This window comes from Haemophilus influenzae, from assembly GCF_019703545.1.
Classification (GTDB): domain Bacteria; phylum Pseudomonadota; class Gammaproteobacteria; order Enterobacterales; family Pasteurellaceae; genus Haemophilus; species Haemophilus influenzae_E.
The window spans coordinates 1,424,411-1,439,247 of record NZ_AP018771.1 but is presented as its reverse complement, the minus strand read 5'-3'; the positions used below and the strand labels follow the sequence as shown (position 1 = coordinate 1,439,247).

25 protein-coding genes and 2 pseudogenes are annotated in these 14,837 nt (G+C 39.3%); 7 read left to right on the top strand and 20 right to left on the bottom strand.

The features are described from left to right. Nucleotides 1-39: 39 nt before the first annotated feature. The 18 genes and pseudogenes from K6J66_RS09675 to K6J66_RS07175 all read right to left on the bottom strand — a co-directional run. Nucleotides 40-591: pseudogene (locus K6J66_RS09675) on the bottom strand (phage head morphogenesis protein); the annotation flags it as partial. Between the two features lie 124 nt (nt 592-715). Then, complete coding sequence (locus K6J66_RS07255) at nt 716-2,050, bottom strand: DUF1073 domain-containing protein (RefSeq protein WP_038439829.1); 1,335 nt, start codon at nt 2,048-2,050, stop codon at nt 716-718. Nucleotide 2,051: 1 nt separating this feature from the next. Then, nucleotides 2,052-3,395: a PBSX family phage terminase large subunit gene (locus K6J66_RS07250; RefSeq protein ID WP_005650545.1), complete on the bottom strand. Its 1,344-nt coding sequence runs from the start codon at nt 3,393-3,395 to the stop codon at nt 2,052-2,054. Then, nucleotides 3,382-3,894 carry a terminase small subunit gene (locus K6J66_RS07245; protein ID WP_011272619.1) on the bottom strand — a complete coding sequence of 171 codons (513 nt, stop codon included), beginning with the start codon at nt 3,892-3,894 and terminating at the stop codon, nt 3,382-3,384. The genes K6J66_RS07250 and K6J66_RS07245 overlap by 14 nt, the downstream gene beginning before the upstream one ends. Before the next feature lie 38 nt (nt 3,895-3,932). Then, the gene (gene lysC / locus K6J66_RS07240) at nt 3,933-4,214 is read right to left on the bottom strand and encodes an Rz1-like lysis system protein LysC (protein ID WP_038439827.1); all 282 of its coding nucleotides are present in this window, start codon (nt 4,212-4,214) and stop codon (nt 3,933-3,935) included. Continuing rightward, nucleotides 4,114-4,449, bottom strand: coding sequence for a DUF2570 family protein (locus K6J66_RS07235; RefSeq protein ID WP_038439826.1), 336 nt, complete (start codon nt 4,447-4,449; stop codon nt 4,114-4,116). The genes lysC and K6J66_RS07235 overlap by 101 nt, the downstream gene beginning before the upstream one ends. Next, nucleotides 4,442-4,849 (bottom strand): annotated as a pseudogene (locus K6J66_RS07230) (glycoside hydrolase family 19 protein); the annotation flags it as partial. The pseudogene K6J66_RS07230 and the gene K6J66_RS07235, both read right to left, overlap by 8 nt. 134 nt (nt 4,850-4,983) lie before the next feature. After that, nucleotides 4,984-5,433 (bottom strand): type II toxin-antitoxin system HicB family antitoxin, encoded by a 450-nt coding sequence (locus K6J66_RS07225; RefSeq protein ID WP_038439825.1) that lies wholly within the window; start codon nt 5,431-5,433, stop codon nt 4,984-4,986. A 31-nt stretch (nt 5,434-5,464) separates the two neighbouring features. Then, on the bottom strand, nt 5,465-5,647 hold the full coding sequence (locus K6J66_RS07220) for a type II toxin-antitoxin system HicA family toxin (protein ID WP_005653907.1): 183 nt from the start codon (nt 5,645-5,647) through the stop codon (nt 5,465-5,467). A 100-nt stretch (nt 5,648-5,747) separates the two neighbouring features. Beyond that, nucleotides 5,748-6,116 carry an antiterminator Q family protein gene (locus K6J66_RS07215; protein ID WP_006996392.1) on the bottom strand — a complete coding sequence of 123 codons (369 nt, stop codon included), beginning with the start codon at nt 6,114-6,116 and terminating at the stop codon, nt 5,748-5,750. A gap of 1 nt (nt 6,117) precedes the next feature. Continuing rightward, a complete protein-coding gene (locus tag K6J66_RS07210) occupies nt 6,118-6,666 on the bottom strand; it encodes a recombination protein NinG (protein ID WP_006996393.1) in 549 nt (182 codons plus the stop codon). An 88-nt stretch (nt 6,667-6,754) separates the two neighbouring features. After that, nucleotides 6,755-7,174, bottom strand: a complete 420-nt coding sequence (locus K6J66_RS07205; protein ID WP_005656663.1) for a recombination protein NinB — start codon at nt 7,172-7,174, stop codon at nt 6,755-6,757. Nucleotides 7,175-7,210: 36 nt separating this feature from the next. Then, nucleotides 7,211-7,435 carry a hypothetical protein gene (locus K6J66_RS07200; protein ID WP_005633909.1) on the bottom strand — a complete coding sequence of 75 codons (225 nt, stop codon included), beginning with the start codon at nt 7,433-7,435 and terminating at the stop codon, nt 7,211-7,213. Further along, the gene (locus tag K6J66_RS07195) at nt 7,432-8,073 is read right to left on the bottom strand and encodes a replication protein P (protein WP_038439823.1); all 642 of its coding nucleotides are present in this window, start codon (nt 8,071-8,073) and stop codon (nt 7,432-7,434) included. Before K6J66_RS07195 ends, K6J66_RS07200 begins: the two co-directional genes overlap by 4 nt. Beyond that, nucleotides 8,058-8,816, bottom strand: a complete 759-nt coding sequence (locus K6J66_RS07190) for a helix-turn-helix domain-containing protein (protein WP_038439822.1) — start codon at nt 8,814-8,816, stop codon at nt 8,058-8,060. The genes K6J66_RS07195 and K6J66_RS07190 overlap by 16 nt, the downstream gene beginning before the upstream one ends. Further along, on the bottom strand, nt 8,813-9,487 hold the full coding sequence (locus K6J66_RS07185; RefSeq protein ID WP_038439821.1) for a phage antirepressor KilAC domain-containing protein: 675 nt from the start codon (nt 9,485-9,487) through the stop codon (nt 8,813-8,815). The genes K6J66_RS07190 and K6J66_RS07185 overlap by 4 nt, the downstream gene beginning before the upstream one ends. Before the next feature lie 47 nt (nt 9,488-9,534). After that, entirely contained in the window at nt 9,535-9,831 is a 297-nt protein-coding gene (locus tag K6J66_RS07180; RefSeq protein WP_005662312.1) for a hypothetical protein, read from the bottom strand. A gap of 20 nt (nt 9,832-9,851) precedes the next feature. Beyond that, nucleotides 9,852-10,058 carry a helix-turn-helix transcriptional regulator gene (locus tag K6J66_RS07175; RefSeq protein WP_005662314.1) on the bottom strand — a complete coding sequence of 69 codons (207 nt, stop codon included), beginning with the start codon at nt 10,056-10,058 and terminating at the stop codon, nt 9,852-9,854. 130 nt (nt 10,059-10,188) lie between these two features. On the opposite strand from K6J66_RS07175, the gene K6J66_RS07170 reads away from it, so the two are divergent. Genes K6J66_RS07170 through K6J66_RS07160 form a run of 3 tightly spaced genes read left to right on the top strand, consistent with a single transcriptional unit; the run spans nt 10,189 to nt 12,278 of the window. Further along, nucleotides 10,189-10,845: a LexA family protein gene (locus tag K6J66_RS07170; RefSeq protein ID WP_038439820.1), complete on the top strand. Its 657-nt coding sequence runs from the start codon at nt 10,189-10,191 to the stop codon at nt 10,843-10,845. A 33-nt stretch (nt 10,846-10,878) separates the two neighbouring features. Then, a complete protein-coding gene (locus K6J66_RS07165) occupies nt 10,879-11,466 on the top strand; it encodes a HipA family kinase (RefSeq protein WP_080281388.1) in 588 nt (195 codons plus the stop codon). Further along, a complete protein-coding gene (locus tag K6J66_RS07160; protein ID WP_005656648.1) occupies nt 11,463-12,278 on the top strand; it encodes a DUF3037 domain-containing protein in 816 nt (271 codons plus the stop codon). The genes K6J66_RS07165 and K6J66_RS07160 overlap by 4 nt, the downstream gene beginning before the upstream one ends. Before the next feature lie 490 nt (nt 12,279-12,768). Here K6J66_RS07160 and K6J66_RS07155 read toward each other — a convergent pair whose 3' ends face one another. Continuing rightward, a complete protein-coding gene (locus tag K6J66_RS07155) occupies nt 12,769-12,942 on the bottom strand; it encodes a YegP family protein (protein ID WP_080281387.1) in 174 nt (57 codons plus the stop codon). A gap of 13 nt (nt 12,943-12,955) precedes the next feature. Here K6J66_RS07155 and K6J66_RS07150 point away from each other — a divergent pair, with 13 nt between their 5' ends. Then, nucleotides 12,956-13,165 carry a hypothetical protein gene (locus K6J66_RS07150; protein ID WP_038439818.1) on the top strand — a complete coding sequence of 70 codons (210 nt, stop codon included), beginning with the start codon at nt 12,956-12,958 and terminating at the stop codon, nt 13,163-13,165. A gap of 167 nt (nt 13,166-13,332) precedes the next feature. Then, on the top strand, nt 13,333-13,731 hold the full coding sequence (locus K6J66_RS07145; protein ID WP_080281386.1) for a hypothetical protein: 399 nt from the start codon (nt 13,333-13,335) through the stop codon (nt 13,729-13,731). On the opposite strand, the gene K6J66_RS07140 is transcribed toward K6J66_RS07145, so the two are convergent. After that, nucleotides 13,717-13,983, bottom strand: a complete 267-nt coding sequence (locus tag K6J66_RS07140) for a hypothetical protein (RefSeq protein WP_005687157.1) — start codon at nt 13,981-13,983, stop codon at nt 13,717-13,719. The two genes, K6J66_RS07145 and K6J66_RS07140, sit on opposite strands and share 15 nt — an antisense overlap. 260 nt (nt 13,984-14,243) lie before the next feature. Here K6J66_RS07140 and K6J66_RS07135 point away from each other — a divergent pair, with 260 nt between their 5' ends. Beyond that, nucleotides 14,244-14,735, top strand: coding sequence for a hypothetical protein (locus K6J66_RS07135; protein WP_005687155.1), 492 nt, complete (start codon nt 14,244-14,246; stop codon nt 14,733-14,735). Between the two features lie 3 nt (nt 14,736-14,738). After that, the gene (locus tag K6J66_RS07130; RefSeq protein WP_005656638.1) at nt 14,739-14,831 is read left to right on the top strand and encodes a hypothetical protein; all 93 of its coding nucleotides are present in this window, start codon (nt 14,739-14,741) and stop codon (nt 14,829-14,831) included. Nucleotides 14,832-14,837 lie beyond the last annotated feature (6 nt).

The window sequence follows — 14,837 nt, the reverse complement described above, 5'->3', positions numbered from 1 at the left end:
TAAGTTAACTACATCATCAAGCACTGGAATCTGAACGCATCGACAATTAACATCATGACCAGGGTGACCAGTATCGGCAGGCGGATTGGCATATTCGAATATCTGCCCATCTTTTTCCGCATGGCTTTCTCGCACACGCTCATCACCCGATGTTGACTACATGTATTTTTTTATACCAACCTCTTCATGTCTCGCTTGCGTTAAGGCGGCATTTAATTTTGAGGACTGGTCTTGAGCAATAAACATCGCTCGTTTTTCGGTTGTTTTACCTAAGTCTTTTACTTGTGCTGCAAGGTCTTTATTTAAAGAACCCCGAACCATTGCTTGCATGACGGTATTTTGCACTTTATCAAGATATTGCGAGCGAATAGACTTGATTAACTGGATATTATCAGCGGTCAATGCATTCACTCTTTCAGCAATATTTGGACTATTGCGTAAATAAGCGGATAAATCGATGCCAGTTTGGTTTTTCAAATTGGTTGATACTTCAGCATGGTTTTGTGCATCACCACGACCAACGAAGCCATTGGCGATATTTTCAGCTTGAGAAGTGCGGTCAGATTTTTCGTACTTTTCTAATACTTTCATCAGCGCTTTCGCACTAATCGCCTGGAACCCTTTCGCATCATCCATAAAAAAAGAGCCTTGCGGTTGTTGCATAGCTCTTTCTACATCATCGGTCATCGTTTTGACGAACTGTTTAAGCTGTTGTCTATACCAAAGCTCCGTTCTCTTGCTCATCTTCACTGGCTTGAACTTGCGCATCTTCCGTGTTTTCTGGCTCTTCAAAATTTCCGGCAAATTCATTAACATTTTTCATTTCCTCAATGTCATCAGCAGAGATATTAGCAAATAAACCACTTTCTCGGAGTTCGTTTGCTACTTGATATTCATTTACTACGCCATTTTGAATTAACGTATTTGCCGCTGTAGCAAAGGTATTAAGCATATTGACTTGTTGTTCTTGTTTAACCACCGTCAATGGTAAAAATTCAAACCACCAGTCATCAGGCTGCGCACCAAATAATTCATTGCATAGCAATGTATCAAGCACTTCAAGCACAGGATGCAATCTTGTCTCTTGTAATCGATGAATAGATTCGTGATAGTTTTGAATATCCTCATCTCCACTTGCCAATCCCGAAACAGATTGCCCAAACAAAATGGTGACTGGCATATCTGCCGCACCTGCCACCGCATTGCGAAACTCTGTCAGTAAGTCTTTTAACCCACCAAAAGATAGCTCTTTTCGGTCGTACTCATTTTCCGCATCAAGCAACAAACTATTCGTTACTGATTTAATCGACTGCACCGCTGAAATGACATGAGCCACATCATTTTCTAAGCCTGCTGAAATCTTGTCAGATAACCCTGCAATTTTGAAAATATCGATTTTACTTTCAAAAATAAGGTCGCCGACATTCGCTGAGGCACTATCAAAGCGTTTAAGTACATCAATAATCTTTTCAAGGTCTGATACACCCCAAATATCGTTATCAGATAAAGGTGCGTCATTGGCATTGATAATTAATAAACGTGAATGATGCACTAAAACAGATTGTGTGCCGCCAGTAATGGTATATTCACTGTATCGACCAAAGTTTGGCGAAAATACATCGTCATCTCGTTGTCCTGTCGGTGAGATTTTCCATTTAGGTAAGATAATCAACCGCTTTAATCGTTCTGTAGGCTGCAATGGCGAAGTGATGTTAATTGTGTCAGTGACAAGTAATAAACCCACCGCCCCATACAAACTAGACCATTGCAACGCTTTAGTTAATGTCTCACGCAGTTTTAATCTGCGCTCGAGCTTAGTGAACTCGTCTAGCTGTTCAGATTTCAAGTCATTCGAGAAAATATCACGCCAATTACGCACCATATCTTCCGAACGTTTAATACAAACCTTATTTGCAATCCAGTTATCACGCCATAATGCTTCGATTTGCATTAAGTCATCCGTTAAACTAAGCCCACGAGCATAATATGTCTGGTCTTGTTTGCTACCTAACTTTAGCGCAAGTGATTTGATGCCATCTAAAATATTCATCTTATAAATCCAGTAGTGATTTAGGTTTTGTCGGGGCGTAGCACATAACTAAAGCATCCGCCATATTTGGAGAAGGTATGCCACGTTTTTTCATATCCTTTTTGCTTTCAACCTTTACCCGCCCGTTATTGTCATAATCAACACGAGGACGTGATAATTCTGCTTTCAAATACTCAAGCTCTTTGATTTTGCTCGATAGGCTTATCAGTTCATCGTCAGGATAAACATCCCCATACTTTACTGCTCGATAGGTTTTATAGAATCTATCTCGCAACGCCCACCAAGATTGGGCTTTAATATTCGAAAACATATCTTGATTCTTTTTGTCTTTGATATATTCACGCTCAGGATAAGCAACTGCACCACCAGCATTAAATCCTTCCACTTGTAAAGATTTTGGCAAGCGTTTAAAGTGAGCTTTTACTCCTGCCCCCACGCCAATACTATCGAATATAATCAAATCAGCTTTAAATTTGACCGCACTTTGATTTGTTCGGTTGGCGGAATCAATTACATCGCCATTCTTCCAAACTTCAACACCAAGCACCACAGAACCGTGAACAAAGGCATTCGCGTTCGCATCTGCCCCCTCATCTGCCACATCAAAACCAACCTTCTTCATTCCTTTAGTAGTAAAACCAAGTTTGAGATGCGCATCCACCGCAGATTCAATCCATACAGGCTTAATAATGGCTAAATCGGAATCAGCCACAGGCTCGCCCTCATAAACGTGACGATAAAGCTCGTAATCACGCTCACGCATCTGCTCCATATCTTCCATTAATTCTTTCGGAAAATATGGGTTGTCTTGCCAATTCACTAAGACCGATTTACACCGCTCAGGCGGATGAATCACAAAACGCTGATAGGTATCATCAAGAATATTCTTCGGGTTAAAGCTCACAATAATCTGCGAACCGTCTTCACGAATTGTTGGAATCAATATATCCCAACTTTCTTTTGAAACATTCTCGCCTTCTTCTACCCAAACTACATCAATGCCCGTCATCGACTTAATCGAAGTAATGTTAGTTTTCAGCCCCGCAAACGTGAAGCGTGAACCGTTTTGCCCGATAATTTGCGTTTTCTGAACATCGAAAAAATCTTGCAGACCTAACATTTCAACTTGGTCTGCCAACATCTGAATAACCGAATCAGAAATCGATTTCTGAATTTCACGGCAACACAAAACTCGAACAGGCGATTGATAGGCTCGCAATACTAATGCTCTAGCGATACTAAAACTTTTACCTGAACCTCGCCCACCGTAGAAAATAATAAACCGCCAAATAGATTCAAAGAGCGGTCGGAATTTCGTAGGAAATTGAATATTAAGCTGGCTCATCGCTAAATGTCACATTAATCACAGTAGGTAATGGCTTGCCATCGGTTGTTACATCAACTTTATTGGTAAACATCCCTAAATGCTTACCAAGCAATTCAAGGGCTTTATTTGCACCTGTCGGTTCAAAAACGAAACATTCGGTATTAACGCTTTGTGCCGTTCCTTCTTGAGCATTTTTTACCACAGTGGTAATAGTAAGTGGCTTTCTTCCCATACAAATATCACGATACTCTTGCAAGTCCGCAATGATATTATCTAGGGTAAGATTATGGCGTTGTCGGTGCTCTTGTTGAAGCACATCAACCCTTGATCTAATCTTGATCTTATCTAATTCTTTTTTAGCCAATCGGTTTATACTTTCGGACTTCATATCTTGGCAATCATAACTCTGCCGATATGCTTCACTGGCATTCCCCAGCTCAATATAAAGCTGGCAAAATTTTTCTTGTTTAGGTGTTAATCCACGACCAGACGTAGATTTTCCTTTCACGTCTGACATAGAAAATCCTTAAAATACTTGAATAAAACTTATAAGCCCTATTTGCCGCCTTTTGCTTGATTAATCCACTTATTGAGATGATCTACTTGGCTTGCGCACTTATCTCGCTCTGCGGTTACCTTAACAAGCTGTATGACGACATCGCCGTATGTTTCCCCAGTAAATGCTGTTTTGACACAAGGTGCAGTATAGGCTTGAGGCGGGTAAATATATTCTGCTTTAGTCGTGATTTTCTTTGTGCAAGCGGTCAAGAACAGACTGAGGCAAACGAGTGTGAGCGCAAGGTTGAGTCTTAATGATTGTTTTAACTGATTCAGCATTTTCTGTTGCTATCCTTTCTATCTCATTATTACGCTCTTGTTGCTCAATAATGGCATAACGCTCTTGTTGTAACGCAAGACTTAATGATTTGTTAGCATCTTCTTGTTGCTGGATAGTATTTTCTTGTTGCTTTGTCGTTATTTCCAACTCATCTATAACGCCAGACTGGTAACGCAATGCGCCAATCAAAACCACGACAACACCCGCTAACGCCATGTAAATGTACTTAGTCATTATCCGTTACCATTAATGCTCGATAGAGCTTGCAACACTCATCAATGCCATTTAGTCCACCATTAATTCTTCGCGTGACTTTTTCGACAGAATTAAGATCAGCCAATTCGCAGCATTTCCAATACCAGATGGCAGTTTTAACAGATAAGTCTAAATTACTTGCCACATCGTCTGGCTCAATATCTCTACCTAACCATTTTCTAAACGCGGCATAATTATCCTTACCTGTAATCTGAATCAGTCCACGACCACGATACTTCCAACCATCTCCGCTTTGCTCATCGCCATTACCCAAACGATTAGCATAAATACGATTGGCAATAAGTTCAGGTTTGCGCTCATATTTCTTCGCTGTAAGAGGGTCTGGGAAATATTTACGGAAAGTTTTAGAAAGCCCAAGCTGCTTGCTGAACTTTCCGAGAAAACAGGCAAATCTAAAACGGCGATTGTAACGGAAGGGATTTTAGCGATGGAGAAAAACTATAAATAAAAGAACTACCCTTGAAATAGGAGATTGTCAAGGGTAGTCAGAGATTACATTTCTTTATCTGAATGCGCATGCAATTCGCGGTGCGCCGCATTTGCTAAGAAATGGCTACGATCTTTATAGTAGTTACCCATTGCTGCAACACGGCGATCAATGCGCATTAATAAATATTCAGGTAAAGATACATTAATACGCTGTTTCTTACCTAAGTATTCTGAAATATCGACATCAACTAAAAGCCAAGTATCAAAATCAGCATATTCAGGATCGGCTTTATAGTGTGTTACGCCTTTATCCTTTAGCGTGGTAAGATCAAAACCATCTTCAACCATCGCTTCAAGCATCATTGTAATGGCTTCTGTTACCATTGGTAATAAATCATCGACATCATCAGCACCGCTAAAACAACCATAATCTAATTGGCAAAGTGCAGGGACAATCATTCCGTATGCTTGGTTTTCATTTTCTGGGGTTTCAACACCTACGGTAAAAATCATTTAATACTCCTCCTACTAAGCTCGGCAGAGCTTAAAGCCCTGCCGATTTTTTAATGGATTTTAAAGTTCCGATTGCTAAATCTTGTTTTGGGTGCGGAACTGGAAATCGTTTTCCAGTTTTCGGCGAGAACCAAATTTGATGATCACCTTTTCCATGCCTAACAAAATAACAACCATTTGCTTTAAGTTCCTTGATTAAGTCACCTGAGTGCATGCATCCTCCTTTGTCTTAATCAAAACGAATTATAATACACAAATACACACAAATCAAGAATGAATGTAAGAAAAATGCGGTCAAAATCGACCGCACTTCCCTACCCTAAAAACATGAACTTAATCTTCGCCCCAGTAAATGCACCTTTTAGGAATCTTACGCCCTTAACACGCTCACGATACATATAAGCAGGGGAAATATGAAGTGCGGTACAAATATCTCGTTCATTTGCTTGCTGAACGTATAGTGCCATTAAAATTTGGTATTGCAGCAAACTATCCTTATGAAGGTTCATAATCTGCTCCTCAATTTTTAAGCATTCGTCATCAGTTAAGAATGGAATGTGAGCCTTGCGCACGGTAGGTAAAACAGGAATAGAAATTGTGGTGCTTGGGTATTCTGTGCCAATTCTGTCTCTACCCCAGCAATTACCCCACTTTACCAACACTCTCTCAACGCTATACGACATTCTACTCTCCTTCCTGCTCCTTAATTTTTGCCTTGTAATACTTAATCATCGCCTTGCAATCTTCAATGGTGTATTTCTTCGGTTCGTGGTCTTGCCGTTCTAACCAAGCTACCTTATCTTCACCGATACGCTTCACAAGGTTAATTCGATACTCAATGACATTACCGCTTTTATGCTGATTGCATGGTACGCACTGCTTAAAACAGTTAATTTCGCAAAATCTTAATTCCGGGCAAGCCCCAACACTCCGATAATGCCCAGCATCATATTTACCTTGATGATAGCGACCGCAACTGATACAAGGTTGGTCTTTATCCCGTAATCGGATAAATTTATTAAATGCCGCCTGCGCTTCTTTCAGCCATTCTGAACGACTTTTTAATTTAGCCTTACGTTCCCTTTGCTTTTTCTTCTCTGCTCGTTCTTGCGCTTTTTTCGCATTATCTCGGGCTAATTTAATCGCACATTCAGGCGAGCAAACTTTCTGTGTCGAGCTAAAGGTTTTTACAAACGCTTTGCCGCAAACTTTGCATTTATACTCTTTCGCCATTAGCCAAATACCATATTAAAAATAACCCAAACTGCCGCAATCAAAAGTACAATTTTTAACTCCAAAATCTCATCATCGTTTAAGCGTTTCATTTAAATCCCCATCTATCGTTAAATCTCACGCCATTTTGCACGCCCCAACTGGTCACATACTCGATAAGGCTCGCCATTCTGCTCACGCTCATTTGAGCCGAACTTTCACGGATATTCACAAATTCCCCCTCAAGACCTGGCACAACATCTGCTTTTTGGTTTGTGGCGATTGCGTGACCCGAAATAAACAATACCTTCCATTGCTCCATTGTGAGCTTACGCCCCATAAATTCAGCCTGATTTGCAACATCTTGGCACATAGCGTGAAACTTGGCGTTTTGCTCAAGGTTTCGTGTTATTGGTTGGATTTTGACTACCAACGGCTTTTTATCGTCTGTTGGCAGCTCTTTGATTAAATCCAAGCAATTATTTTTAATGCGTTGATCGCGTAAAAAGAAAGGTTTGTATTGGCTCATCACATCATTCCCAACGCTTAAATAACATCGCAATACTCATTCTTTGTACTCCACGCCTAAATCTTCCAACCCAAAATAACCGCAAGATTTTGTTCGATTTACTGCGCTGTATTTGCTTACCTGCGGAAACGGTATCGGCTCAATTAAGTGACCGTTACAACGAAAACGATCGTCATCCCATTCGCTGCTCGATATAAAATAATCTGGCGTATAAAAATCCTCTAATTCCGCACCGCACTTTGGGCATTTATAGCTTGTCATTGCAATGCCCCTTTCCCTTTCATCATTGCCATCAAGCTATCGCGTGCCTTATCAGCCTTCGCTTTATCGTAAAAACGTGGCTTTGTTGGAATCATTTTCGGAATATCCTCAAAAGGAAAATTCGACCGCACTTTTTCTGCCGCTTTTGTGAGTAATTTCGGAATAGCTTTCAACGTGTCCTCTTCCGATTTTTTCTTGCACTTTTCGTACAGATTTTTAAGCAACCAAAATTCCACTTTTGAACGATATTGAAATTCATCCCGATTGAATCGGGCATAGCCTAAGAAAGTGTTATAACGTTGGTATAATTCCGCTTCATTCGGTAAGCCCAGTGCGTGATAGTCATAGGCTTTGCACCAAAACACAAACAACCCTACGCTAGGTAAAAATTTATCAAGCGATTTTTCCGCTTCACAAATCCCATTCTCCAACTGAGGTCTCGTAATTTTTTCTCGTACCAACACACGCAACCAAGTTTTTTTAGCAGAAAGATAATCCGCTTCGGTTTCAAAGGCTGCACGCCAACCAAGAAAAATCGATTTAAGCTCTTGAAAGAGCCAGTTAATCGTCTCTTCCGCACACTGTGCACATTCTGGCGGGAGCGTGTTAATTTGGTCTTGTGTTATGGAATTTTCCATTGCGTACCGTCCACTGTGAAATTCATTCCTGCAGACCAGCCTGTCTGCGTATCGTCAAATTTGGGTTTATTGGGGTGTGATTGCCCTAAGTGCGGTGAATTTGGTCGCAGTTTCTCATCACGCCAATCCCAAGATGCGTTAAATCCCTGCCAGTTGCGTTCGATGCAAATCTCCACCACTTCACAAATCGAAATTCCTGCTTTGTCCGCTTGTTTTTGCAAACGGCTAAGTTGCGTTTCGCTAATTGCCCCTCGCTTAGTTTTACGATGCGCAATAAAATCTTTAGCAAGCTGTCCTGTTATGCCAAACCGCTCAAGCAACATTTCGGATTCGCTTTTTTGCGTAGTTTTTTTAGGTTCATTGACTGGTTCTAAAGAGTGACTGGTTATGGGTGAAATATTTTCACTACCCCCTAGTGCAAAATTTTCACTACCTAGTGAAATATTTTCACCACCCAGTGCAAAATTTTCACTACCTTGTTCAAGGTGTAAAAAGTATAAATTTGAGATGGAACCATCTTTATTTTTACGTTCTTTTTTGCTTACTAATCCCATTTTGATTAAATATTCAATGTGATTGATTGCACTACGTCGGGTCATCTCGCATTTATCGGCAGTGTATTGATAACTTGGGAAACAAATTCCATCATCATTGGCATTATCAGCGAGTTTTAAAAGCACAAGTTTTCTAGCAGGATTACCAACTTTACAATTCATTGCTTGAACCATTAATCGCATACTCATAGCATCAACTCCGAAGCATAACGTGACGCGATAAATTCAATGCCTTTGCTTGTTACACGCGTCTGAGTGTAATTGTGACCGTGTTCAGCGGTGCCTGTTTTAACCGTAAAAAGATCTTTCGTGTGAGCCGATTGATAAGGCAAAAGCACGCCTGATTGACGATACAAATATTTATCTTCCACCAAGCGATTGACCAATGCACGCTCAGGTATTTTTAAAATCTTCGCCGTCTCACGAAATGATTTACTCGTCCCCACTTCCACATAGTGATCGACAAAAGCGACTTTAGGCGCATTACGCTCTTTTTCTGCTTGTAACTGAGCAGCTAACATCAACGCCTCAGAAAAAGATTGCGGAATAAGTGCGTTTGGTTTTTGTTGATTTTCCAACGCTTGCCAGCGATCGACCACAGCGGCGGTAAATTCAGGCGATAAGCGAGCGACAATTACAAGGGTGTCTCGCTTATCTGAAAAAAATTCAAAATAACGTTGATTATTCTGCGGATGAATGTAGGAATGGGGTGTCGTATTTTTTAGGAGACCCCTTTCAATCAATTCACGTACTAATTTCAATACGTTATCGTGACGCTTCTCGCACAACTCCGCAATTTCCCGACTACTCATTGTCAAAGTACTTGCGTTTTCTTTCGTCATCGTTAATAATTTATTCATCTGTATATTCCTTAATGAATTAGCCACGAAATCTCCTCGTGGCTTTTTTATTTACCCAAATACTTCTCACGTAACCGCTTATCAAAGCCTTGTGACGCAAGGAGTAACATTTCAAATTCACTTTTCTCAATCGCAATGTGCGTATCCGTATCAAAAACACCAAATTGACAAGCGGCGATAAAGTTAAATGTCTGAGTAAACTCTTCATTACTAATAAAACGACTCAGTGTGCTAGGCGTGGTTTCCATACCTTCCGCCACCTCGTATTGCTTTTGCTTGTAATATTTTTCGATAACCTGATCAGAAAGCACTCTTGCGGATCGCGTTAATTTATTGCGTGCCATTGCGTATTCCTGTTGGTAAATTAGCTTTGAGACGGAAATACATCCTCGATACAAACTTTTGCTCCAAGTGAGTTCAGAGTTTGAACAATCTTCTGAGCAACACTTAACGATGGAGAACGTAATCCAGTCTCATAATTAGCAATTCGTGGTTGGCTCCATCCGATATGGTTGGCTAGTTGTCGCTGAGTAATCCCAAGCTGTCCTCGAATCTGTGAAAGGTTATTCATTGATAAATTTCCTTTTGTGATTTTATATAATCTATTTAATCACATAATGGAATTTCTATCAATCACAAATTGAAATTATCTAAATATAACGTAACGTGTTATTATTTGAACTAAAAGAAGGAGAAATTAAATGGCTACACTTGGCGAAAGAATAAAAGCGTATCGAGAACAGTTAAAAATCAGTCAAAAGGAATTAGCTGAGAGATGTAATAATATTGATACCAAAAGTGAGAATGCGCGTTGGGGACAACCGAGAATTGCTAATTATGAAAAAGGCAATAGAACGCCTGACCTAGAAGATATATCTATCATAAGTAAAGCACTTAATATCCTGCCTGAGGTTTTAGCCTTCGATTCAAACATAAGCGAGATCAAAGAGTCAATTTGTCGTTATCCATTATTAAGCCCAATCCAAGCAGGACTATGGACTGATATTAGATCGCTCGAAGGATTTGACGGTTACGAGATGATCCCAAGCACTGCCATCGCCTCTGAAAATTCCTTTTATCTACGAATTGAAGGGAAATCTATGCTCCCCCGATTCAACGAGGGCGATCTGGTTTTAATCGATCCTGATATTGTGCCAACGCCAGGAAAATTCGTGGCAGCAATTAATGGCGACAACGAGGCGACATTTAAACAATACAAAGAGCTTGGCACGAAAACACCAGAAGGCATACCGCACTTTGAGCTTGTTCCGCTTAATCCTATGTTCCCAACATTAAGCTCGCTCAACCAAGAGATCCGCATTATTGGTGTGGCAAGAGAGCGTGTAGAAACGTTATAGCGTGGAGTGAGAATGTGGGTTTAATGGGTTGTAATGGGAACGGTAGAGGAAGTATTATTGGATAAGAGAATGGATAAAATCATATTTATCAGAGAAAGAATGGAAATGGGGATAACCCGTCCCTTTATTTGTCAAACAGATAAAGAGAATTGGTTTATCATAAAAACATTGTCTATGATGCCAACCAGTCAATTATTAGCGGAAGTCATAGGCTCAACACTGGCTCATGAAATAGGGCTCCCGTGCCCAAGTATTGATTTTGTTGAAATAACGCCGGAATCAACCCAATACGTTTCTTCGGAGTGGCGACAAGACTTGCCCAAAGGAATAGCATTCGTATCATCATTTGTGGTAAATGCCAAAATTGCCAAAACCGTTCAAGTCAAAAATCCTGCATTTTTATCGGAACCAGAACAAAAATTACTCTATATGTTTGATCGTTGGATTTTAAATTCTGACAGAACCGCATCACAAGTCGGCACAGGAAATATTTATCAGTCCATTCCTGATGATTGGTTTGTTGGAGACGAAGAATTTCACAAAATTGAGCACCAAATCAACCGAATAAAAGCACTTTTAAACCGAATAACACAAGAAAATTACTGGGACAACATAGAATGAAACAACCTATTTTATACAGCTTTGTGAGGTATCGTCCGTACTTTGAAACAGGCGAGTTCGTCAATGTTGGCTTATTGATGTGCGAGCCCGAAAAGAAAAAACTCACTTATCAACTTGTACCTAAAAATAACAAGCGCGTGAATGATTTTTTCTATAAAAGCAAAATGTTTGAAACTGTCCGCGAAACGATTAATGATGAATTACAATATGTCGTTAATCAGCCATTTAACGGAAGTGCGCAGGATATAGCGACTTTTTTTCACCATTACATTGATGTAAAAGAAGGTATTGTTCAATATAGCAATGCTGCGGTAGGTATGGTGGATGATCCGCAAGATTATTTTAACAAGCTATATACGCAATTTATCCAAAATGCTGGAGTAAAAACAGAAAGCCAAGAACAAGTGATTTTGAAACATTACAAAACCTTGTTTAGACAAGAAAACGACAGTGTTCTTGCACAATACAAACAATATATGGTGAATGGTGATTTTGCTAAATTTGCCCTTCCTTTGGCATTGAAAAACCAACAAGATAAACATATTTTAAAAGCGGTAAAACCTCTTGCATTCGATCAGGTTGAAAGTCCGAGCATGATTGAACATTGTGATAGTTGGGTAGCGAAAATTAATCGCGCAGAGCAAGAAGGATTTATTAAAAGAGAGAATATTTTATTTGCGCTTGATACACCAAACACAGCACATAAAGCTAATATTCTCGACACAATTAAGCGAACATTTGATCACTTCAAGTTACAACACATTAGCTGGAATGAAGATAAACAAATTATTAATTTCGCCAAAGCAATCTAACCTTTAAACCGTGCACTAACGCCGCCTCATCTGATGTCTCCGACATTAATGTCGGAGACATATCAACCACAATAAACCGCCTCTTCTGGCGGTTTTTTATTACTCAAATCTACCTTGCTTAAATTCGCCAAATCTTGCTTATCTCCATCTCAATTTACTGCAACTCTCTAAAAATCCACCCTCATCATACTTGCTTAATTACAACTAAAACTTGCTTACACTCACAAAAGCACCTCAAAAATCAACCGCACTTTTCTATTCTTGCTCATCTACTGATTAAAAAACAAGCAATTAAACGCCATTTTCAAAAATTTATTTCTTTAGAAATCAACAATATAATCACATTATGAAATTTTTTAGATAAAAAATCACAATTTGTGTCGATTATATTATTTCAAAGTGTGGTAATAACCCCATCAAAACGAGATACACAATCTCAATGCTCTTTAAAAATTTGTGATGAAAAAAGCCCCTTTCGGAGCTTTGTTAATTAAACCGTTTCAACCTTAGTTGATTGGTTAGTTGATTTAACTAAGTCAATAGCGTGTAAACAATCAGTGTAGTTTTTATAGCCTTCCCCGCTATCTGCAATGATTTTACCGTTATCCGCTTTTAGACGCCATCGCCATTCAATGCGAGAGTCCATATAAGTTTCAAATTTCATAAGGGGTTCCTCAATGAAAAAGTATTTATTCCATTATTACTTCCAAGGCACCAAATGGGCATGCGATGTTTACGCAAATAACCCGGAAGAAGCCAAAGAAAAAATAAAGGCAATGTCCCAAGCTATTTATGACGGCGAATTAAAATTTGAGATTCACATCCCAGAAAATCCGCTATCGAAAGTATCAAGGTTGATTACAAGAATAGCTAAAAAGTTTATGTAAGTCAGTGACTTTCATCACAAATTTTAAACAATTTGGTTAAAGAAACTCACTCGGCGGAAGCGCAGACGGAAGCCCAACGGTGCTAAGCGGTCGTTAGATTGAAAGCCCTAACCTACTTAGTTAAGAGTGAGTTTTAAAGTCTGCCCATGCAAAGCCAGTGAAAAACGGTGCAGTTGCCGAAAGTGGAGCTCAAGCAGGCGAATATCCCAATGTGGATATTTCAAAACACATTTGCTAGTACAGAGACACAACGGCATGTGAAACCGTTGCGAATGATAGATGAAGTGTGTTTTGAAATGGCAAACATAAAACAAACGAGGTTAAAAATGGAAGAAAAACGCTATTCAGAGGCTGGCAGTGTTACCAGCAACACCATAACTGAAATTCAAAAAGAACATATTCGCGCTTGTATTTTGAAAGCGATTGAAAACGGTGCTTATCATCCTGGCTTAGAGGAGCGAGCATGCCAAGCAATTTCTTATATAAATCGATTTAGTGACGCCCAAACAAAAGAAGAGCTAATTGATAATAAAACTGGTGAAGTTTACGTGTTAGTTAGACCATAGGTTGCTAACTTTATTTAACGCTCTCATAGTTGCAAAGTCATTATTTGAGCAATCAAATACGCCAAGACGATCATCATTATCTATAAATTGAAGCAAATAATCCCGACATTGCTCGGCCGTATGTGTTCTTGAACGAATATACCAGACCGATTCAAATAGCTTCGCATAAGTTCCGTAGGATTTAATTGCCTCAATTAATGATTTGTAATCACGTTGATTTCTTAAATCATAGGTAAGAATTAAATTAGCCATAATTTCTCCTTGTTCGTGTTGTGGTTGGAGAAAATTATATTCCTTATGTGTTGTGGTAACAATAAGGGCTTGAGCCTTACAAGCATAAAGAAAGGCACCTTATTCTAGACAAAATCAGCAAAGACTGATTGCACTACTCCACTGACCGCCTGAAAAGTGCGGTCTTTTTTAAATATTTGACACCGCTCCTGCTTCGAATTAGGATAGTACTACTTTCAACAGCCTCTTTTAGAGGTTTTTTTATACCCAAAGCGTGGAATATGACAGAATTATTTATTGAATCTGAATATCATTCAATTCCTCATCAATTTGCTGAATTTCGTGTAGCAAATGTTGATTATATTATTGATTTCTCATCGGATAATGATGTGATTGAAAGCCTCTTTTCTTTAGATGAACGCTTAGTGCCGCTATTAAAAAATCGTAAAACATACAGTGTCAAATTTGGCGTAAAAGAATACTACGAAAGCACCGAACCAAGTATCGATCTATACGCTCCACCAATCAATCATCAGCTAAAGAAAACCGATATTCAGCATTTAAAAGAACAACTTGAAACATTGCTCTATAAGCACTATTCAATTTACCAGCCTGAATGTTATTTTTTCATTGCTGAACGCCCCTCATTGAGCCGAATGTATCAAAAAATGTGCGACAATCGCCATCCACTTATGATAGACTTTCAACCAATCGGGCAACTAGGCGAAAACTCTGATTGTTTTATTATCAAAACCCCAAACTATAAGGAGTAAGCAATGGCAGAAACTAAACCCAGTGCAAAAGAACTTAAACGTCAAGCTATGCTTGCTTCACGTTTAGCTTACCAAAAAGCAAAAAATCAATCATAAAAATCC